At 35.5% G+C, this 21,387-nt stretch carries 16 protein-coding genes, 1 tRNA gene and 1 pseudogene; 10 read left to right on the top strand and 8 right to left on the bottom strand.

Annotated features, from left to right (window positions below; translation table 11 throughout):
• Nucleotides 1-14: 14 nt before the first annotated feature.
• On the bottom strand, nucleotides 15-1,352 hold the full coding sequence (locus C3L50_RS14490; protein ID WP_103806952.1) for a rhamnogalacturonan acetylesterase: 1,338 nt from the start codon (nucleotides 1,350-1,352) through the stop codon (nucleotides 15-17).
• Between the two features lie 223 nt (nucleotides 1,353-1,575).
• Here C3L50_RS14490 and C3L50_RS14485 point away from each other — a divergent pair, with 223 nt between their 5' ends.
• From C3L50_RS14485 to C3L50_RS14470, 4 genes are all read left to right on the top strand, one after another.
• Nucleotides 1,576-5,217, top strand: coding sequence for a DUF4450 domain-containing protein (locus C3L50_RS14485; RefSeq protein WP_449528506.1), 3,642 nt, complete (start codon nucleotides 1,576-1,578; stop codon nucleotides 5,215-5,217).
• 92 nt (nucleotides 5,218-5,309) lie between these two features.
• Nucleotides 5,310-7,505 carry a hypothetical protein gene (locus C3L50_RS14480; RefSeq protein WP_103806902.1) on the top strand — a complete coding sequence of 732 codons (2,196 nt, stop codon included), beginning with the start codon at nucleotides 5,310-5,312 and terminating at the stop codon, nucleotides 7,503-7,505.
• 225 nt (nucleotides 7,506-7,730) lie between these two features.
• Complete coding sequence (locus C3L50_RS14475) at nucleotides 7,731-8,081, top strand: hypothetical protein (RefSeq protein WP_103806901.1); 351 nt, start codon at nucleotides 7,731-7,733, stop codon at nucleotides 8,079-8,081.
• A gap of 175 nt (nucleotides 8,082-8,256) precedes the next feature.
• On the top strand, nucleotides 8,257-8,658 hold the full coding sequence (locus C3L50_RS14470; RefSeq protein WP_133158896.1) for a hypothetical protein: 402 nt from the start codon (nucleotides 8,257-8,259) through the stop codon (nucleotides 8,656-8,658).
• Between the two features lie 81 nt (nucleotides 8,659-8,739).
• Here C3L50_RS14470 and C3L50_RS14465 read toward each other — a convergent pair whose 3' ends face one another.
• A complete protein-coding gene (locus tag C3L50_RS14465) occupies nucleotides 8,740-9,027 on the bottom strand; it encodes a 4a-hydroxytetrahydrobiopterin dehydratase (protein ID WP_103806899.1) in 288 nt (95 codons plus the stop codon).
• Nucleotides 9,028-9,055: 28 nt separating this feature from the next.
• Nucleotides 9,056-9,820 (bottom strand): 5'-methylthioadenosine/adenosylhomocysteine nucleosidase, encoded by a 765-nt coding sequence (locus tag C3L50_RS14460; protein ID WP_103806898.1) that lies wholly within the window; start codon nucleotides 9,818-9,820, stop codon nucleotides 9,056-9,058.
• An 86-nt stretch (nucleotides 9,821-9,906) separates the two neighbouring features.
• Between C3L50_RS14460 and C3L50_RS14455 the strand changes: the two genes are divergently transcribed.
• The 4 genes from C3L50_RS14455 to C3L50_RS14440 all read left to right on the top strand — a co-directional run bounded on the left by C3L50_RS14455 (nucleotide 9,907) and on the right by C3L50_RS14440 (nucleotide 14,282).
• Complete coding sequence (locus C3L50_RS14455) at nucleotides 9,907-10,389, top strand: DNA-deoxyinosine glycosylase (RefSeq protein WP_103806897.1); 483 nt, start codon at nucleotides 9,907-9,909, stop codon at nucleotides 10,387-10,389.
• A 162-nt stretch (nucleotides 10,390-10,551) separates the two neighbouring features.
• Nucleotides 10,552-12,108: a pectate lyase gene (pelA, locus tag C3L50_RS14450; protein WP_103806896.1), complete on the top strand. Its 1,557-nt coding sequence runs from the start codon at nucleotides 10,552-10,554 to the stop codon at nucleotides 12,106-12,108.
• A gap of 132 nt (nucleotides 12,109-12,240) precedes the next feature.
• On the top strand, nucleotides 12,241-13,185 hold the full coding sequence (locus tag C3L50_RS14445; protein ID WP_103806951.1) for a hypothetical protein: 945 nt from the start codon (nucleotides 12,241-12,243) through the stop codon (nucleotides 13,183-13,185).
• Complete coding sequence (locus tag C3L50_RS14440) at nucleotides 13,182-14,282, top strand: glycosyltransferase family 2 protein (protein ID WP_103806895.1); 1,101 nt, start codon at nucleotides 13,182-13,184, stop codon at nucleotides 14,280-14,282. Before C3L50_RS14445 ends, C3L50_RS14440 begins: the two co-directional genes overlap by 4 nt.
• Here the strand turns inward: C3L50_RS14440 and C3L50_RS14435 are convergent.
• Complete coding sequence (locus C3L50_RS14435; RefSeq protein WP_103806894.1) at nucleotides 14,275-14,985, bottom strand: DUF4184 family protein; 711 nt, start codon at nucleotides 14,983-14,985, stop codon at nucleotides 14,275-14,277. The two genes, C3L50_RS14440 and C3L50_RS14435, sit on opposite strands and share 8 nt — an antisense overlap.
• A gap of 3 nt (nucleotides 14,986-14,988) precedes the next feature.
• Nucleotides 14,989-15,471 carry a hypothetical protein gene (locus C3L50_RS14430; RefSeq protein ID WP_103806950.1) on the bottom strand — a complete coding sequence of 161 codons (483 nt, stop codon included), beginning with the start codon at nucleotides 15,469-15,471 and terminating at the stop codon, nucleotides 14,989-14,991.
• Between the two features lie 80 nt (nucleotides 15,472-15,551).
• On the opposite strand from C3L50_RS14430, the gene C3L50_RS14425 reads away from it, so the two are divergent.
• Entirely contained in the window at nucleotides 15,552-16,052 is a 501-nt protein-coding gene (locus C3L50_RS14425; protein WP_103806893.1) for a DUF456 domain-containing protein, read from the top strand.
• A 201-nt stretch (nucleotides 16,053-16,253) separates the two neighbouring features.
• Here the strand turns inward: C3L50_RS14425 and C3L50_RS14420 are convergent.
• The 3 genes from C3L50_RS14420 to trxA form a co-directional block, all read right to left on the bottom strand.
• Nucleotides 16,254-16,327 (bottom strand) — tRNA-Asp (locus C3L50_RS14420).
• 85 nt (nucleotides 16,328-16,412) lie between these two features.
• Nucleotides 16,413-17,339, bottom strand: a complete 927-nt coding sequence (locus tag C3L50_RS14415) for a DUF58 domain-containing protein (RefSeq protein WP_103806892.1) — start codon at nucleotides 17,337-17,339, stop codon at nucleotides 16,413-16,415.
• 116 nt (nucleotides 17,340-17,455) lie between these two features.
• Entirely contained in the window at nucleotides 17,456-17,779 is a 324-nt protein-coding gene (trxA, locus tag C3L50_RS14410; RefSeq protein ID WP_394338033.1) for a thioredoxin, read from the bottom strand.
• Between the two features lie 554 nt (nucleotides 17,780-18,333).
• Between trxA and C3L50_RS14405 the strand changes: the two are divergent.
• A pseudogene (locus C3L50_RS14405) lies at nucleotides 18,334-21,387 on the top strand (hypothetical protein); the annotation flags it as partial.

Genomic DNA, 21,387 nt, shown 5'->3' with positions numbered 1-21,387 from the left:
TTTTCAATAGCGATTTAATTTCCATCAGGTTTAACAATTTCGAAACGGGCACTCATTGGCAAAGTCCAATTCGAAAAGGAATTGGGTTTTGTCGGGTCGTAAGCAGGTGTTTCCTTGGTGATGTTATTTTTCAAGGGAAGTCCCAATTCTCGAATGCCCTTGATTACGCAAAGGGCAATTTCGTTAGCTCCAAAACTGTTGAAATGGGTGTTGTCTTCCAATGCTTTTAGCTGTCCCGGAAAAGTATTTGCTGGATATTGCACAAAGGCTTTTCTGGAAGGTCCGTCTCCCCATTTTTCATACAATTGGGTCGTCATTTGAGTAACGTCAATCAATGGAACATTCATTTTTTTGGCAACGGCTCGCATTGCATCGGGAAAATCGCCGTGGGTTGGTTTCAAAGTTCCGTCTGGGTTGAAAGCTCTGCGTTGGGTTGGTGTTACTAAAATTGGAAATGCTCCTTTACTTCTTGCCATTTCGACATATTCTTCTAAATATTTGGAATAGGATTCCCAAGCCGTGTTTTCAGGGCCTTTTAGTTTTTCGTCGTTATGGGCAAATTCAATAAACAAATAATCGCCCGGTTTGATTAGTGAATTTATTTTTTTCAAACGGTTGCTGGCCTTAAAAGAACTCAAAGCCGAACCTGAAACGGCATAATTGGCCACCACGACTTTATCGTCAAAATAGTTGGTGATAAATTGTCCCCAAGAAGCCCAAGGTTCCACATCTTGGTCGGTTACGGTAGAATCCCCTGCCAAATAAATCACGGGAATAGTTGTTACAGGTGTTATTTTAATACTTTGGATGTTGGCAACCCCCAAAAATTCGAGAGTGAGTTTGTCGTCCCAATTGAAAACGCTTAAATCTCTGTCTTTTAGGCTGATTTTGGAAGTAGCGTCAATTTGGGGAAATCTTAAATTTACATTGAAAGTCTTGGTGATTTGGCTTCCTTTTTTTACTGAAAATTGATTGAGCATCAATCGTCTGGATTCCGCTTTAATGGTAACATTGGATGCTTTTTCTTTGCTGCCGATAGTTACTTCCACTTTATAATTCCCTTCAGGAAGTTTAACCGAAAAATAGGTTGGTTTTTCTATTGAAAAAGTATTAGAGTCCATTTTCACATTCGCAGCCGTTTCAAAATCAAAGCCATAACCGGTGTTCGAATTGTAAACCAATGAATTGGAAATGCCAATTACTTTTGAAGAAGATTTTTTAGTCCCAAAATGAAACGTTTGAGATTTTGAACCATTCATCATCTGTGAACTACTATTTGTTTCAGAAGCCAAACTTTTGAATGGCAGAAAAAAGCAAACAATTAATGCTAAAAGCGGGTAAATTTTATTCAATTTTATCAAATTTAAATTCAACAATAATTCAAAAATAAATGTTCCATATTAATATACTGTCCTGTACTATTAGGTTATACTACCAAAAAAAATGAAATCGACAATTATTTAAAAAAAATCAGGTAAGAACAGGATAGATTAAACAATAATAATAGTGAAATTGCTTAATTATTACTAAATTTCTATCTAAGATTTAATTATTTTTCAATCAAAAATCATGCAATTGTTTAAAATAAAACTAAAACTAACTTTTTTTTGGATATTTGTTTTATTACTCAGTTTTCCATTAGCGTCTCTGAGCCAAGAAAAAAACTTGCCATCGGAACGTAAAATTCATTATGCTCCAGAGGGAAATAGTTTTGTCTTGAAAAATGGGAGTCGAAAATTCAACAGAGCACTTTACGGAACCAACACCGCTTTTCGAGTAGAAACTGGCGATTTGCCCGAATTTGCATTGTATTTGCCGGGAATGGGTGGAAATTTTAAATTGGGAATTCAAAAAGGAGACCAAAGTAAATGGATTACCGAAGCCACGAAAATCGACGCTCGATACACTTTGGGAATGATGTACTACAAAATCCAAGACCCAATTTTAGGAAACGGAGAACTACTTTTGGAAGTAATCGCCTTAAAAAACACCGAAGGTTTAGGACTAAAAGTTACAGGAAATAATATATCAAATGACATTTCTTTGATTTGGGCTTTTGGCGGAGCAAGTGGCAAAAAATTCAGTCGTGATGGTGATATTGGTGCCGATCCAGAATCGGTTTTTTATATGCAGCCTAATTATTGTACCAACAATAAATATACAGTTCAAAAAGAATCTTTTGTTTTAGAATATGGTTCTGAAGTCAATAAAGAAAAAACGGGAAACACCAAAAGTTTGATTGGTTTTTATCCTAATTCCGAAATTCATTTGGCGAATGCCAATCAGCAAAAATCGCCTTTGGAATTGTTTGGTTCCGCACCAGAATCCTTGACTGTTATCACTGGAAAAATAGCAACTATTTCCAAAAACCCTTTGTTTTGGATGATAGAAACCGATGCTAAAACCCAATTGAAAAACCAAAAAGAATTGGCCACAATTTTTGAGAATTCTGTTCAAGAAACCCAACTTTTGGCCAATCGTATCAAAGTTGTTACACCTAATCCTTACATCAATACTTTGGGTTCTGCCTTGGCGATTGCTGCTGACGGAATTTGGGAAAGTCCCGCTTATTTGCACGGTGCCATCGCTTGGAGAATGTACCTCAATGCCTGGCGAGGCGCTTATACTGCTGATCCTTTGGGCTGGCACGACCGAGCCAAATCGCATTTTTCAAGTTACAGCAAATCGCAAGTTACCGAACCTTTGAGTGGTCCTGTTACACCAGACGTTAGCCGAAATTTAGCCCGAGAAACCGAAAAAATGGGAACTACATTGTTTACCAGCGGTTACATCAGCAGGCGACCAAATAACAACACCATTGCGCATCATTATGATATGAATTTGGTTTTTTTCGACCAGATGTTGCGTCATTTTAAATGGACAGGAGATGTTACTTTTATGAAAGAAATGTGGCCTGTGATTCAAAGACATTTGGCTTGGGAAAAAAGAAATTTCGACACCAATAACGATGGCTTGTATGATGCTTATGCTGCCATTTGGGCAAGTGATGCCTTGCAATACAGCGGCGGAGCGGTAACGCATTCGTCGGCTTACAATTATTATTCGAACAAAGAAGTAGCAGCTGTCGCCAAATATTTAAAACAAGACAATTCCGTTTTTTTGAACGAATCCAAAAAGATTTTCGATGCAACCAATTCCCAACTTTGGATGCCCAAAAAAGGAATTTTTGCCGAATACAAAGATGCGTTAGGCAATCAATTAGTACACGATTCGCCTGGAGTTTGGAGTATTTATCACACCATCGATTCGGAATTATCTAATCCGTTTCAGAGTTATCAGATGTTGCGTTATGTGGATGCTAAAATTCCGCATATTCCAATGACTGCCGAAGGATTGGACAAAAAAGATTTATACGCCATCAGCACGACCAATTGGCAACCCTATGATTGGTCGCTCAACAATGTGGCATTGGCGGAACAATTGCACACTTCATTGGCTTTTTGGCAAGGCGGACAATCGGAAAAGGCTTTCAAAATGTGGGAAAGTGCCTTGATCGGAAGTATGTATTTGGGTGCTTCGCCGGGCGGATTCGAACAACTTTCATTCTATGATGCCATGCGTGGCGAATTGTACCGTGATTTTGCCGACCCGATTGGAATGACGTCTCGAACCTTGGTCGAAGGACTTTTTGGAATTCAACCCAATGCGCTGGAAAATAGGTTAACTATTCAACCCGGATTTCCCGTCGAATGGAATTCTGCAAGTATTGAAATTCCTGATGCTTCGATTGCTTTTACTAGAGAAAAAAACACGGATTCTTATGAAATTAAAACTCATTTTACAACAAAAATGGATTTGAAATTCGTGGCAAAAATTCCTTATGAAAACATAAAATCGGTAACTATCAATGGCGAAAAAGCAACTTGGAAAACCATTTCTGATGCGGTTGGAAATCCACAATTGATTGTCGAAAATCCGTATAATGAAAGTTATAAAGTATCTATTACTTGGGAAGGCGAAAAGTTAGAAGAACCGCAACTAGATAAAGTATATTGCATTGGCGAAAGCATTAAATTGCAAACTAAAAAAGCCAAAATCATCCATATTTATGACCCACAAACGGCTTTAAGCGAAATTTCGAAAACCAATTCTGAACTAAAAGCCAATTTAAAAACCAAAGAAGACGCTACTTTTTTTGTAAAACTACAACAAGGAAACACAACTTGGTGGAATCCGATTAATCTGACTGTAAAACCAGAAATCGAAGTAAAATCGACTCGAATTGAAAACAACAATTTGCTTTTTGCTATAAAAAACAACAGTCAAAAAGCGATTGACGGGAATTTGATTTTCACTCCTTTTGGAAAGGAAATTTCACAGAAAGTAAGTTTAAATAAAGATTCTGAAACCACTATTTCCATTCCGTTCGAAAATTTGATTTCAGGTACGAATGCTGTAGAATTAAAAACCAATGAAGGCAAAACAACTTCACTTTCTTTCACCAATTGGGATATTGTTTTACCAAAAGAAACAAAATTAGAAACAATTTCACTTTCTGATAAATTCAATTCGAAAGTGACCGATATTTTCAAACAAGAATATTTATCGCCAAGACCAACATCACCTACTTTGCAATTGCCCAAACAAGGAATCGGAAATTGGTGTTATCCAAATTTAGACGTAAAAATTGATGATTCTGGCTTGCGTCAAAATGCAAAAAACAGCAATCAAATCACGAGTCCACAAGGGGTTTTATTTCAAACGCCTTCTGATACCGATTCTAAAAATATTGCGTTTACGTCAATGTGGGATAATTTTCCAGATAGCATTTCCATTCCCCTTTCGGGAAAAGCTTCGCACGTATATTTGATGATGGCGGGAACAACCAATCCAATGCAAAGTAGATTTGTAAATGGAGAGTTAACCGTAAATTACACTGATGGAACTTCAGAAATCCTTCAGCTTAAAAATCCAGAAAATTGGTGGCCTATTGAGCAGGATTATTTCATAGATGGATTGGCTTTTACCACCGATGCCCCAAAACCACCAAGAATGTATCTAAAATCGGGAATTATTTCACGCACTTTCGATGATTTTACATCCATAAAAGGATTCAGTAATTATGCAGTAGATGGCGGTGCGGCAACCATTTTAGATTTACCATTAAATAAAAATAAAACATTGAAAAATATTACTTTAAAATCTATTGCCAATGATGTTGTGATTGGTTTGATGAGTGCAACATTGGTTCGATAAAACAAAACTTAAACCGCAAATTCGCAAATTAAATTCATCTCCATTCAATAAATAATTTGCTGTAAATAATTACAAAGAAAAACTATTAAACCATGAAAAAAAACCTGCTACTTATAGCTTTCCTATTTTCGATCACAATGATAGGACAGCAAAAAATTGACCGAAAAGCATTGGTCACACGCCATAATGTAAAAGTAACGGCAATCGATACTTTGGCTTCTTTATCCGTGGGTAATGGAACTTTTGCCTTTACCGTTGATGCTACGGGATTGCAAACTTTTCCAGAAAAATATCAAAAAGGAGTACCGTTGGGAACCCAATCGGAATGGGGTTGGGACAGTTATAAAAATGTGAATAACTATAAATTTTCGGAAACTTTAAAAGACTACGACCAATACGGCAGAAAAATTAGTTATAGTGTTCAAGAAAAAGCAACACCAAGAAAAAACGAAGCGGTAAACTGGTTTCGCCAAAATTCGCATTTGTTGCAATTAGGGAATTTGGGTTTTGAAATCACCAAGAAAGACGGGAGTTTGGCACAACCGAAAGACATTGAATCCATTTCTCAAACCTTAAATCTTTGGACGGGCGAGATTGAAAGTTCATTTAAAGTAGAAGGGATTCCTGTAAAAGTAATCACCCTTTCGCATCAAGAAAAAGATGCCATAGGTGTAAAAGTAGAATCGGATTTAGTAGAACAAGGACGTTTGAAAATTCGTTTGCGAATTCCTTATCCAACAGGACTATGGGGTGATATGGGGACAAAATGGGAAGAAAAACAGGATGTAACTATTTCAGCAGTTGCAATTGCTGGGACTGATATGGGAAAAAAATGGGGCGGAAATCAAGATTATATAAGCAATCTGAAAATCAAAAATAAATCAGAAGCTACAATTACACACATAATGGACAGTATTTCGTATGATATTAATTTGAAATGGAAAGGTACTGCATCAATTAAAGAAAAAGCAAAACATTATTTTGTTGTAGAACCTTCAAAAAGTAATACAATCGAATTGAGCTGTTCGTTCATTCAAACAGATAAAAACAAATCTGTAATCCCTTCTTTTGAAGCGATTGAAAAAAGCAGTATCGCTGGTTGGGAATCCTTTTGGGAAAGCGGTGCAGCTGTTGACTTTTCAGGAAGTACTGATACAAGAGCCAACGAATTGGAACGTAGAGTTATTCTTTCGCAATACCTTACCAAGGTTCAATGCACAGGTTCAATGCCTCCACAAGAAACAGGTTTAACGTACAACAGTTGGTACGGAAAACCACACTTGGAAATGCATTGGTGGCACGGGGTTCATTTTGCACTTTGGGGAAGACCTGAATTGTTGGAAAAAAGTATGCCTTGGTACCAAAATGCTTTTGATAAAGCCAAAAAACTAGCCGAAAGACAAGGTTTTAAAGGAGCAAGATGGCAAAAAATGACCGATCCTGATGGGAATGAAAGTCCTTCTTCGGTAGGTGCACTTTTGATTTGGCAACAGCCGCATTTTATCACTTATGCCGAATTGTTGTATCGCAATTCTCCTAGTCCAGCAACATTAGAAAAATACAAAGAACGTGTTTTTGCCACCGCCGATTTTATGGCTTCGTTCGCTCATTATGATGCAGAAAAAAAGAGATACTTTTTAGGCCCTGGTGTGATTCCAGCACAAGAGCGTTTCAAAGCAATGGAAACTTTTAATCCAACTTATGAATTGGCGTATTGGAATTGGGCATTAAATACAGCTTTGGATTGGAAAAAAAGGTTGAACGAACCTGCTCCAAAAGAATGGCAAGATGTTTTGGATAAACTATCGCCTTTGCCAGTTGCTGATAATGTCTATTTGGCGACCGAAAGTGCTACGGATTCATACACTAATCCTGAATTCAAAACCGATCACCCATCCGTTTTGGGAACTTATGGAATGTTGCCGGAAACAACTCTTTTGGACAAAAAAATAATGAGAAACACATTCGATTTGGTTTGGGACACTTGGTCTTGGAACAAAACTTGGGGTTGGGATTTTCCGATGACAGCAATGAGTGCCGCTCGTTTAAATATGCCTGAAAAAGCCATCGATGCTTTGTTTATGAATGTAGTGACCAATACTTATCTAAAAAACGGACACAATTACCAATCCGAAAGACTGACTTTGTACTTGCCAGGAAATGGCGGAATTTTGACTACAGTGGCAATGATGTGCGCTGGTTGGGATGGAAGTACAGGAAATAATCCAGGATTTCCAAAAGATGGCAGTTGGAATGTAAAATGGGAAGGTTTTAAACCAATGCCGTAAATCAGATTTATTTTAGTTTTTAAAACGGGTTAGAGTGACAATTCTAACTCGTTTTTTTGTAAAAATCTATTGGAATATGAACCAAAAGAATTTCTATACGAACGTGAATTATTCATATCTTAGCATGTAATAAAGTTTGGCGATTGTCAGACTTATTTAAGAGTTAGCAGTAATAAAACCAGAGCTCGCGTCCTAAAAAGGCTGATTAAAAGTAAAATATTGATTATGAAAGAAAATGAATTTGATTTCCTAAAAGGGAATAAAGGAAGTAATGGCGAAATCACTCCTTTCTTTATTAGAAAAATTGAATTAACTAATGAAGTAACCGAAAATGAAAAATTTCTACAATGCTTAAATTTATATTTGACTCAAGATTTATCCAATCATAATTCTCAAATTTCTATTGAATTCTATAACATCAATAATAAAGATATTCTAAACCTCGGTTTACCACAACTAACAGGACTTCAAATCGACAATATTACGAATAGACAAATGGAAAATTGCAATTTTCACGTTTTTGATTATGAAGACGGAAAATATGATTTCTATTGCGAAAAAATAAATATCAAATAGCATCACTTTACTACTGCTAACAGCCACTACAACGGATTTGGGCATTGGGCTTAATGGAAAAATGGTTTTGTATTTGGGATGATTTGGCAAATCCGAAAATAGGGCTTAATTTAATCCCAAACCCGCTGTAGTGCCAGAACGTTGATAATGGAATGACGACACAGAACAACAAAAAATGACAAAAAACAAATACTTCCTTTTAACATTATTAACTGTCTGTTTGACGACAATTTCCTATGGACAAACAAAGACTTACACTTCTCATTATATTGAAAAGAATAGAATTGTTAAAGACACATTGATAGACAAATCTTTAGGTTATAAATTCATAATAGACAAAAATCGAATTGTAATTAGTGCCATTGACAAGAAAGGTAAATTAATTTGGAAAACAAACCCATCAGTTGACAACAAGCTTGGAGAATACAAAGTTAAGATACCGAAAATTGTTTATTTTGCCTTTGACTCCGATAGTTCAAAGAAAAAAAGTGAAGTTATTTGGATAGCCTATAATAATAGTCAATTTGGATTTCTTGACAAAAAAACGGGAAAATTCACATTTGAAGGACAAGACTAATTTGACAAAAAGAATAACAACTGCTACTAACCGGCTTTTGGACAAAAATTACATTCCCTTGCCATCACACACAACTAGGATTTACTTTTTCAATATCTTATCAATTTCCTTTGCCAAAGCAAAATCCTTATCGGTTATTCCATCAGCATCGTGAGTGCTCAAGGCAATAGTTACTTTGTTGTAAACATTTCTCCAATTCGGATGATGCGCTGCTTTTTCAGCAATTAAGGCAACTGATGTCATAAATGAAAAGGCTTCCATAAAATTTTTAAAAAGAATCTCCCGATGAATAAATTTTCCTTTTACAATCCAAGAAGCATCAATGGTAGATAGCTTTGCTTGGATTTCTTGGTTGCTTAGTTTTTCCATTTTGATTGGTTTTTGGTTATAATATATTCTACAACTCCAAAAAAATATTCTTTATTATTTCAGCAGCATATTTACTGGAAATCTTTTTTATAAAGGAAGGAAAATCAATATGCGATTGCGCATCTGCCCCATCCGAAATGGTTCTTATAATACTAAAAGGAATTTCATATTCATAACAAACCTGAGCAACCGCCGCACCTTCCATTTCAACACACAAAACGGCTGGCAATTGGGCATTCAAATTGTTTTTTTGTTCGTTACTCGAAAAAAACTGATCTCCGCTGGCAATATCACCCATAAATAATCGAGGTTCCGAAATAGAAAATGCCTTCAAATCTTCTTCAGTAAAAATAGTGTGCAACCTTTTATTCTCAAATACGATTTCTATTGCTTTTTGGGCTGTTGCCAAATGGGTCGCATCGCTTTCTAAATACGTTTTAGAAAGCAAAGGAATTTCAAATTGTTTCATCAGCGGTCTGGCATCCATATCGTGTTGAATCAACCTTTTGCCTAAGACAATATCCCCAATTTTCAAATCTAGACTAATGGCTCCGGCAACTCCTGTAAACAACAATTCGGTTATTTTAAATTCGTGAATCAAAGTTGTAACCGTAGTTGCCGCTGCCACTTTTCCCCATCTCGAAAACACCACCACGGCATCTATTCCGTTGATTTGTCCCGTAAAATAAGAGCGTTGTCCCATCGATCTAACTTCACAATTACTGAGCAAACCCACTACTCCTTCTATTTCTTCGGGCATTGCCCCCATTATGCCTATCATTCTTTTTTTCATACTAAAGCTCTTGACTTTTTGATTTAGACTAGAGTAAATGTAAGTATTTTTAATGCTATATTTGAAATACTATTACAATCTGTTTGATGATAAAATATTCCTTTCCACCTATTTCAAATCCAAAGGCAAAAATTCTAATATTGGGGACAATGCCCGGTGCGCAATCATTGGCTTTAAGCCAATATTATGGCCATCAAAGAAATGCTTTTTGGAAAATTATGTTCAGCCTTTTTGACAGACCTTTTTCTATGGATTATGAGCAGCGGAAAAGTCTTTTATTAGAAAATCATATCGCCGTTTGGGATGTTTTAGAAACCTGTATTCGGGAAGGAAGTTTGGACAGTGCCATTGAACAGGAAGTGCCCAACGATTTTAATTCATTTTTGAAAACACATCCCAACATCAAACACATCTTTTTCAACGGACAAAAAGCGGCTGCTTATTTCAAACAATACATAAAACTGGACAAAGACTATTCTTTGACCACTTTACCCTCAACAAGTCCCGCCAATACAGGAAAATCTTTTGAATCGAAATTAAGCGATTGGAGTGTTATTAAAATACGGTAGTTGAAATTCTAGTTTATCCCTTTTTTATTGATTTGTCAAAATACTAATCTAAAATTTTGGCATTACAAAATTTTATCTGCTTAAAAATGTGTAATCGATTGCAATTTTATTATTTTTGTGATTCGACTAATAAAAATATTTCAATTATTAACCCCTATTTCAATGAATAAACTTAAAATAATTATAGCCTTTGTTGGCTTTCTATTTCTATCAGCTTGCAGTAGCGATAAAGATGCTGTTGACACTCAAGTAAAATCTATTGCAATTAACAATGCGACAGCCATTACAGATGGACTTGCCAAACAATTATCAACCACCATACTTCCAAGCACTGCTGCAAACAAAGCTGTTACTTGGACAGTTTCGGATGCCACGATAGCAGTAATTTCAGAAACGGGGGTTTTGACTCCCATAAAAAATGGAACTATAACCGTAACCGCCACAGCAAAAGATGGTTCTGGCATTTCGAAACAAGTTACCATAACCATTACAGGAATAGCAGTACCAGTTATTCTTGCCACAAGTGTAACAGTGGGTGGCGTAAATAGCACCGATGGTCAAACACAGCAACTTACTTTAGACGTGCAACCTGCTAATACTACTAACAAAACAGTTACTTGGTCAACTAATTCAGGCATTGCAACGGTTTCTGCAACAGGACTTTTGACTCCAAAATCTAACGGAACAGTTATCATTTATGCTACAGCAAATGATGGTAGCGGAAAAGTAGGACAACTTACCCTTACCATTTCTAACATCGCTTTTACCACCATCCTAAAAGCAGAAAATATGTTGTTATGGCAAAGAAACAATGGAGGTTGGCCTAAAGAACCTTACAATGATTTTACAGGATACGACCGTGCGCAGACCAGCACAGAAGTGACAACCGCCAATAACACCAAAGGCAATACCGACACTACTATTGACAACAATCACACCGTTGGAGAATTAAGATATTTGCTTGCCGCCTATAAATCATCTAAAAACACCAATTATTTGACGGCAGCCGAAAAAGGAATTGATTTCTTGTTCACAGCACAATATGCCAATGGTGGATGGCCACAATATTATCCAGACAAAAGCGGATACCGACACCAAATCACATACAATGACAATGCCATGGGTAATGTGATGAACCTAATGTGGGACATTTCTAAAAGTCTAAAAGATACAGAAGTAGTTAATCCTAAATACAAAGCAATGGCAGTTACTGCTTTCGAGAAAGGAATTGATGTTATTTTGAAAACACAAATTACTTCACCTGCGGGTAAAAAAACAGCTTGGTGCGCCCAACACGACGAAGTAACTTTGTTGCCCGCAACAGCAAGAGCTTATGAATTGCCTTCTGTTAGCGGTTCTGAATCAGTAGGAATTACAAGAATATTGATGATGGTAGAAAGTCCGTCACCTGCAGTAAAACAAGCTGTAAAAGACGCTGTAGATTGGTTTAACAGTGCTAAACTTTATGACATTAAAACCCAAGCTACTACAAACCCAACGGATGTTATTGTAGTTGCCTCTCCTGGTGCAATTTTATGGGCTCGTTTTTATGATTTGAATACAGGTTTGCCGTTTTTCTGTGGAAGAGATGGAATCAAAAAAGCCACACTAGCCGAAATCGAAGTCGAAAGAAGAACAGGATATTCTTGGTATGGCAACTGGCCTTCAACTTTAATTTCTACAGAATATACTAATTGGAAAGCCAAAAATGGATTGTAATATCTAAAGTTATCCATAATAGAAACAGCTCGAAGCATACCGTTTCGGGCTGTTTTTTTAGGTCAAATGGATAAAAAATCATTCAAAACAAATTCAACGAATTATCACGGATTAATTCGTTATTTTGCCAAAATGATTTCAATTTCTCCAAAAACAAAACAGTCCCTTTTATTCATCATCAAAATTGTGATTGTTGGTGGTGCATTTTATTTTATTTACAATCAGCTCGCTCATAACGACAAGCTCGATTGGCAAAAATTCCTCCTTTTGTTCCAGAAAAATTATTCGATTACTGGAATTGCCTTCCTCCTACTTTTAAGTGTTCTGAATCGTTTTTTCGAAATTTTGAAATGGCAGAATTTGGTTTCCTATCTTCACAAAATATCTTTAGCAGAAGCCACCAAACAAGTTTTAGGAGCATTAACAGCAGGGTTATTCACTCCAAACGGAATTGGGGAATACGCAGGAAAAGCATTGTTTTTCGAAAAATCGAAAGCCAAAACAATTGTCTTTCTAAACCTGATTTGCAACGGAATCCAAATGATTTTGTCGGTGTTTTTCGGAATATTTGGGTTGTTGTATTTGAATGCAGATTACAACATCATTACTTCAAAAACAGTTTTAATTCTATTTGGAATTTGCCTATTTCTTTTTGGAATTTTATTTTTTTTGAAGAAAATAAACATTAAAGGCTATTCTATCGAAAAGTTGATTCACAAAATCAATGAAATTCCAAAATCCATTCATCAGAAAAATATTTTCTTGGCAATTTGTCGTTACTTGGTTTTTTCGCACCAATATTATTTTTTGTTCTTGGCTTTTGATGTGGATTTACCTTATTTTACAATGATTGCAACCATTGCAGCGGTTTATTTTTTGGCTTCCTCTCTGCCTACATTTCAGTTTTTGGACTTTGCCGTAAAAGGAAGTGTTGCCGTTTATTTCTTCGGAATTCTGGGTGTCAACGAATGGATTGTAGTTTTCATCAGCACCTTGATGTGGTTTTTGAACGTGGTTTTGCCCGTGGTTATTGGCAGTTATTATGTGATGAATTTCAAAATTAAAACTGAACAATGATTTGGGCTTTATATACAATCCTATTCATTTATTGCTTGACAATACTGACTTTGATTTATGGTTTTACCAAAGTAAATTCCTTTGAATATCTTGGATTAGAACCCAAAACCAAATTCTCGATTGTGGTTCCTTTCAGAAATGAAGCTGAAAATTTACCAAAGCTTTTAGATAGTCTTTCAAAATTAGAGTATCCTACAGATTTGTTTGAAGCAATTCTGGTGGATGATTTTTCCAGTGAGGCGTTTCAAGTTTCAAGTTTCAAGTTTCAAGTTTTGGTTGTAAATAACATTCGGGTTTCTAATTCTCCGAAGAAAGATGCTATTTCAACAGCAATGAAAATAGCAAAAAATGATTGGATTATCACTACCGATGCGGATTGTGTCGTTAATAAAAACTGGTTGTCGGCATTAGATAATTATATTCAATTACACAAAGTTTCGATGATTGCTGGAGCAGTTACTTATGATTGCGAAAATATCTTTTTACATCATTTTCAACAATTGGATTTGGCCAGTTTGCAAGGTGCAACAATGGGAAGTTTTGGAATCCGAAAAGGATTTATGTGCAATGGAGCTAATTTTGCCTACACCAAATCTTTTTTTCAAGATTTAAATGGGTTTGATGGAAATGATGGAATTGCCAGTGGTGACGATGTTTTTTTGTTGCAAAAAGGAATTGCCCAATTTCCGGAAAAAGTACATTATTTAAAATCTGAAAACAATATCGTCATCACAAAACCGGTTGACAACTGGAAATCCTTGTTTCATCAAAGAGTGCGTTGGGCTTCAAAAACGGGTTCGTATCAAAGTCGTTTTGGAATTGGTTTAGGATTGATTGTTTTTGGAGGAAATGCAGGTTGGTTATTGGTTGTTGGTTGTTGGTTGTTGGGAAAAGACAACTTTTATGTATTGATTTCTTTACTGTTAGCGAAAATGACTGTTGATTTTGTTTTAATAAATAAAACAAACCAATTCCTGAAAAACAAAACACTTTATTATTTTATAAGTAGTTTGCTGTATCCTTTTTTTAGTGTAAGTGTAGCTTTGTATTCTTTGTTTGGCAAGTATGAATGGAAAGGAAGGCGGTTTTCTAAATAACTTCATTGTTCTTGAAATTACCAGCAAAAGTCATTGCTAAAATTATTGAAGAAATTAGACTTACCACTACATTTCCAATTTGGTTAAACGACAATCCAAAACCCAATCGAATCGACATAAAAACAAAAGTCAAAACGAAAACCAGAGTCCAATATTTCCAATATTGCTTTAATATTGTATTTTTTTCAACTGGAAGTTTATGGACATAATAGAAAATAAACAGCATTCCTATTAATGAACTTAAATGCTGTAATATTTTATATAAAGAAATATTGTTTATTTGATGGGATAAAAAAGGCATTTTTTGTACAAACCATCCTGATTGGTGAGTGAATGCATCCCATAAAATATGAGAAATCGTCCCAATTAAAATTGAAATTAAAACATAAAATAAATTCATTTTTAAATAATCTACCCATTTCGTGTTCTTCAATGTTGCCAATTTATTTTGAAAAAAAGGAGGGAGATTTTCAATTAAATTCTTTTTTATTATTTGGTGAAACAACAAAGCAACTAAAAATCCGATGGGAAGATCAAAAAATAGTAAACCAATAAATGTGTGACTGATATTGCTTTCAACTTTCATTCTAATAAAATATTCAAAATCAGGAGACATTGAACCTATTATCAATCCAGTTGCGGAAAGATTTTTATTTCTTAAAAGAGGCAAAACAATTGCTGGATGCGAAAATGTAAATGGCATTAATTACTCAACTTTTAGAATAACCGGAAGAATAAATTGAGTTTTCACTGGAATTCCACGTTTAATTGCGGGATTTACTTTTGGAAAACCAACCAAACGGGCTTTGAGAATACTATCAATTTTTATTTTATCATAAGCCACCGAATCTTTGGGAAATAAGGGTTCAAATATAATTCTTGAGTTAGGATAAACAGTTACTTTTACTTCTATGGTGTCCAGTTCTGGATAAAGAATCGATAGGGTGTCAACACTCAATCTTTGTTGTATTAGTTGAGTCATATACTCGAAAAAGCATTGTTGGCGCAGGGTTTTATTTTCTATTTTTTCACATCCAGCGACTGATGGAAATTCATCGACTTCTTTCCAGTTGATGGCTTTTAATTCCTTTTGCAACAATTCCTTTTCTGAAGGCACTTGCTTATCGAAGTACTGACAGGAACTAAAAAGTTGTGACAAAAAAAATAATATTAGAATAAATTTCCTCATATTCGTTAACAAAACAAAAGCAGCTTTAATTTTTTTTAAAAGTACTGCTTTAATTTTCAAAAATACTAAAAAAATATTTTATGGATTTACTACTTCTGATAATTGGCTTAGCATTAATGGTTTTAGGAGTTTTTGGAAGCTTTCTACCAGTTTTACCAGGTCCAAGTCTAAGTTGGATTGGTTTGGTTTTACTCTATTTTACCAATGCTGTTCCTGTTAATTATTGGATTCTTGCAATTACGTTTTTGATTACTGTTTTAATATCAGTACTGGATTATGTGATTCCTGCCAAAGGAACCAAAAAATTTGGAGGAAGCTCCTATGGCATTTGGGGAACCAATATCGGATTGATTGTGGGAATTTTTGCGCCCATTCCTTTCGGTTTTATTATTGGCCCTTTTGTTGGTGCTTTTATCGGCGAGCTCATTTATGATTATAAAGATCACGGCCGAGCTTTTAAAGCAGCTACAGGTTCTTTTATTGGGTTTCTGGCTAGCAGTTTTATGAAGTTTGTGATTTGTATGATGTATTTAGGACTTTTTGTTTGGATTGTTTGGGATAATAAATCAGGATTGTTTTGAAACTTTAAGTGACCAAAAGTTAGCATTAGAATTAGCCTAAAAATCAAAAAAGCTGTCCACAAAAGTGGAAAGCTTTTCATTGGTCTAACTACTAAACCGTGCTACGAGTTACAAAGTCGTAGCGAAACAACACAACTATTTTAGATGCTTTTATTGGGCAAAAAAGCGATTCATTTCTGAATCGCTTCTTACCCAATTTAGCGGTCTGGACGGGACTCGAACCCGCGACCCCATGCGTGACAGGCATGTATTCTAACCAACTGAACTACCAAACCTCTGCTTTATTGCGGTGGCAAAGATACTATAGAATTTCGTTTCTACAAGCATTTCTGCGAAAAACATTCAATATTTTTTTGTTTTTTATCCAAAGTTTTGTTTTTCAACTAAATATGTAGTCAATATTTTTTCGAAATTATTGCCCACACCAACCGGAATGTACTTAATTTTGTTTTGAGAACAGGTCAAAGCTAGTTTCTTAAAGTAACTATTCACACCTTTTTCGTATTCTACCTTCACATTTTCGGCAAAAAGGTTTACCTCATCACCAGTTTCTAGGTCAATAAATTTTCTTGGAGCGTTGTCAAAATCAAAATTCAATTCGGTTTTATTATCAATTACGTGAAATAAAACCACTTTATGTTTGTTGTGTTTCAAATGTTGTAAGGCTGTAAACAAGGCTTCTTCGTTACCCGATTGAAACATATCAGTAAAAAGAATAATCATCGAACGGCGATGAATTTTCTCAGCAATTTGATGCAAGAATTTGATCGTATTGGTGCTTTTTTGAGCTTTAGGTTTCTCTAAGAGATTTTCGAGTGCATTCAAAATCATTCGGTGATGACGATCGCTACCTTTTTCGGGCGAATAATATTCATAGGAGTCCGAAAAGACGCTTAAACCCACCGCATCACGCTGTTTCTTGAGAATATTCATCAAAACTGCCGAAGCTAAAACCGAAAATCCAATCTTATTTTCATAAAAATTTGCGGGATTTTCAAGTTTTGGATAGTGCATCGATGATGAATTATCGATAATAATGTGACATCGCAAATTGGTGTCTTCCTCGAATTTTTTGGTGTACAATCTATCGGTTTTGGCAAACAATTTCCAGTCGATGTGTTTGGTGCTTTCGCCAACATTATACACTTTATGCTCAGCAAATTCAGCCGAAAAACCGTGAAAAGGACTTTTATGCATCCCTGAAATGAATCCTTCCACAATTTGATTGGCCAACATTTCGAGATGCTGGAAACTTGCAATTTTTTCTATTTGAGATTCAATCTTCATTCTTCAAATGTATTAAAAAAGAAAAGAGAAACAAGAAAAAAGAATACAGACATTAATGGTTTAAACCAAAAAAGGTTTGACTTTCGCCAAACCTTTAATATAATAAAATTGTATGATTACAACAAAGCGTCTAAGCTATCGGCATAGGTTTGCTTTGGAGCAACTCCTACTTGTTTTCCTACTACTTCACCGTTATGGAATACCAATACTGTTGGGATGTTTCTCACTCCGTATTTTGCAGCAAATTCTTGATTTGCATCAACATCTACTTTTCCTACTACAACTTTACCTTCATATTCTTCTCCAAGTTGATCAATGATTGGTCCAACCATTCTACAAGGTCCACACCAAGCTGCCCAAAAATCTACCATAACTGGTTTGTCTGATTTCAAAACTACTTCGTCAAAAGTAGCGTCTGTTATTGCTAATGCCATATTTATATTTTGTTTATTGTTTAAATCTTGAATTTTTACGATTTTAAAACTAGACTACAAATTTAGAAATTAAAAACAAACCAAACACTATTTGTAAATTAGTTTTAGTTATGAAAGTATTGCCAATAGTTATTTTAAATTGAGTTACTATACTTGTGCTAATAATCTCATCTGCTGCACTGGGTATTCTTAGTTATTAATAAGGATAAAATAACAATCTCATTTCCATTCAGACTAGTCAAGCAAAATGATTTTATCAAAGATATTGTAAGCGATAAAATTTTATTGGCTAAAATTTATTGGATCTTGTATTTATTCTAAAGATTCCACTTCTTTTTTCGCTAAAAACGGAATATACATTGAAAATCTTAACTAAATTCATAATCTATCTAGTCATTAACCATAAGCAATTACTTTCTTAAAATACATTTTTTAAAAATTTATAGGTTGTTTTTTTTAACCTATTAATCATTAAATATGTTTATAAACCACCTCTAAATATATTTGAACTCATTTTTTTTAACAAAAACTAATGAATAAACTAATAAATTTTCTATTTTATGAAATTAAGTAAAAAAACTCAAATAATTTCACATTGTCTCAAAAAATCATTGCAAACATTTGGTTTTTATTTGACCTCTTTGTTAATGCTCGGCGTACTTCTTTTTTCAAGTGAGATAAAAGCTCAAGGAGTTAGCCTTACCTTTTCCAGTGGCTATTTAGGCACACAAAAATCTGCTACTCAAAATACAAGTAGTATTAAAAATCTTTCCAGTGTTGGTATCGCCAGGGTTAGTTTCAGACAACCTCAATCAACAGGGCAATTTGGCGGAACGCAAGGAAATGACTTAAGTGGAATTTTAGATGTTATAATGCAAGATGGTACTAAATACTCTTTAGCTGGTGCGCTTAACTTTCGAGAAACTACAGGTTCAAAAGTTGAAGTATTTGGATTTATTTTTGATGTTAATGTTAATCAAACTTTATATAATAATAGTATAGCCAAATACACAATAATAGGTGGATCTGTCGGTAATACAAGTACTTCTTTAGGGCTTAAGGCATATGCATCTACTTTTACATTCTCAGATGGTACAGATAGAAGTGGAAATGCAGCAACCAATGGTCTGCTAGATGCTTTAAATGCAGAATTAGCAAATTCTCCGCAACCATCATCAATAGCTGTGAACTCAGCAAATGTCATTGAAGGGAATCCAATTGTGTACACAGTTAATTTGACAAGTCCTACAACTACAGGAAATCCCCAAACTTTTTCTTTTTCGTATGATGGAACTTCGACCAATGGTTTAGATTACAATAGTCTTTTAGTTTTTTCAAATGGAGTCATTAATAATGGTGATGGGACAATAACTATTCCTGGAGGTATTGGATCTTTTACAGTAACAGTATCTACAATTGATGATAGTAATATTGAGAATGTAGAAACACTTACATTGTATATTGGTAGCAAATCAGCTATAGTTAATCTACTTGATAATGACAATACTGCTTTAGACGCAGCAATGTCTAAAACTGATGTAACTTGTTTTGGAGGTTCTAATGGTACAGCTTCAGTTACAGCTTCTGGCGGAACACCAAGTTATACATATTCTTGGTCTCCTTCTGGTGGGACTAATGCTATAGCAACAGGACTTGCCGCAGGTTCTTATACTGTAACAATTACTGATGCTAATTCTTCATCAATTTTAAAAACATTTACAATAACTCAACCGTCAGTAGCTGTTTCTGGAACATCTGTTGTAACTAATGTTTCTTGTAACGGAGGATCAAATGGGGCAATCAACTTAACACCTACGGGTGGAGTTGGTCCTTATACATTCAACTGGGGAGGGGGTATCACTACAGAAGACCGTACAGGTCTAACTGCAGGTTCATATACTTGTACTATTACTGACGCAAACGGATGTACTGGTACAGTTAATGTTAATGTAACTCAACCATCAGCTTTATCATTAACTATATCATCTCAAACTAATATTGCTTGTTTTGGAGGATCTACCGGTAGTGCTACTATTAGTGCAACGGGCGGAACAGCTACTTATACGTATTCTTGGTCGCCCTCAGGAGGTTCAGCAGCTACGGCTACAGGATTGGCTGCAAATACTTATACGGTAACAGTTACAGATGCAAATACATGTGTGGCTACTAAAATGGTTACGATTACTCAACCAACTGCTTCTTTAGTACTTGCTACTTCTTCAAAAATTGAAGCTTCATGCTCAAGTAATACTGGATCAGTAACAGCTGGCACAGTAACTAACTCGGTTGGTACACTAACTTATTCTTGGAAAAATGCGTCTAATATTGTAGTAGGAACTACAGCTACGGTTTCTAATCTTCTTGCCGGAACATATACGGTAACTGTAACGGATAATTGTTCTTCTCAATCGAATTCGGTTACTCTAACTGTCAATTGGAATGATTTAGATTGTGATGGTGATGGGGTAACTAATGGAAAAGAAGTAACTGACAGCACTGATCCAAACGATTTGTGTTCTTTCAAATTGGCAAGTCAAACTTTAGCACCAAGTTCTGCTTGGAATTCAGCCGATTGTGATGGAGATGGAGTATCCAATGCACAAGAAAAGCTAGATGGCACTAATCCATTAAACCCAGACACTGATGGAGATGGCGTAACCGATGGAAAAGAAAAATCAGATGGCACAAACGCATTAGACCCATGTAAATTTATTTTAGCAAGTCAAACTTTAGCACCAAGTTCTGCTTGGAATTCAGCCGATTGTGATGGAGATGGAGTATCCAATGCACAAGAAAAGCTAGATGGCACTAATCCATTAAACCCAGACACTGATGGAGATGGCGTAACCGATGGAAAAGAAAAATCAGATGGTACAAACGCATTAGACCCTTGTAAATTTATTTTAGCAAGTCAAACTTTAACTCCAAGTTCTGCTTGGAATACTGCCGATTGTGATGGAGATGGAGTAACCAATGCACAAGAAAAGCTAGATGGCACTAATCCATTAAACCCAGACACTGATGGAGATGGCGTAACCGATGGAAAAGAAAAATCAGATGGTACAAACGCATTAGACCCTTGTAAATTTATTTTAGCAAGTCAAACTTTAACTCCAAGTTCTGCTTGGAATACTGCCGATTGTGATGGAGATGGAGTAACCAATGCACAAGAAAAGCTAGATGGCACTAATCCATTAAACCCAGACACTGATGGAGATGGCGTAACCGATGGAAAAGAAAAATCAGATGGTACAAACGCATTAGACCCTTGTAAATTTATTTTAGCAAGTCAAACTTTAACTCCAAGTTCTGCTTGGAATACTGCCGATTGTGATGGAGATGGAGTAACCAATGCACAAGAAAAGCTAGATGGCACTAATCCATTAAACCCAGACACTGATGGAGATGGCGTAACCGATGGAAAAGAAAAATCAGATGGTACCGATCCAAAAGACCCGTGTAAATTTGTTTTAGCAAGTCAAACTTTAGCACCAAGTTCTGCTTGGAATACTGCCGATTGTGATGGAGATGGAGTAACCAATGCACAAGAAAAGCTAGATGGCACTAATCCATTAAACCCAGACACTGATGGAGATGGCGTAACCGATGGAAAA

Origin of the sequence: Flavobacterium alvei (assembly GCF_002920895.1) — a bacterium.
Lineage (GTDB): Bacteria > Bacteroidota > Bacteroidia > Flavobacteriales > Flavobacteriaceae > Flavobacterium > Flavobacterium alvei.
Note: the sequence above shows the minus strand (reverse complement) of the source record. Positions and strands in the feature narration are given on the sequence as shown.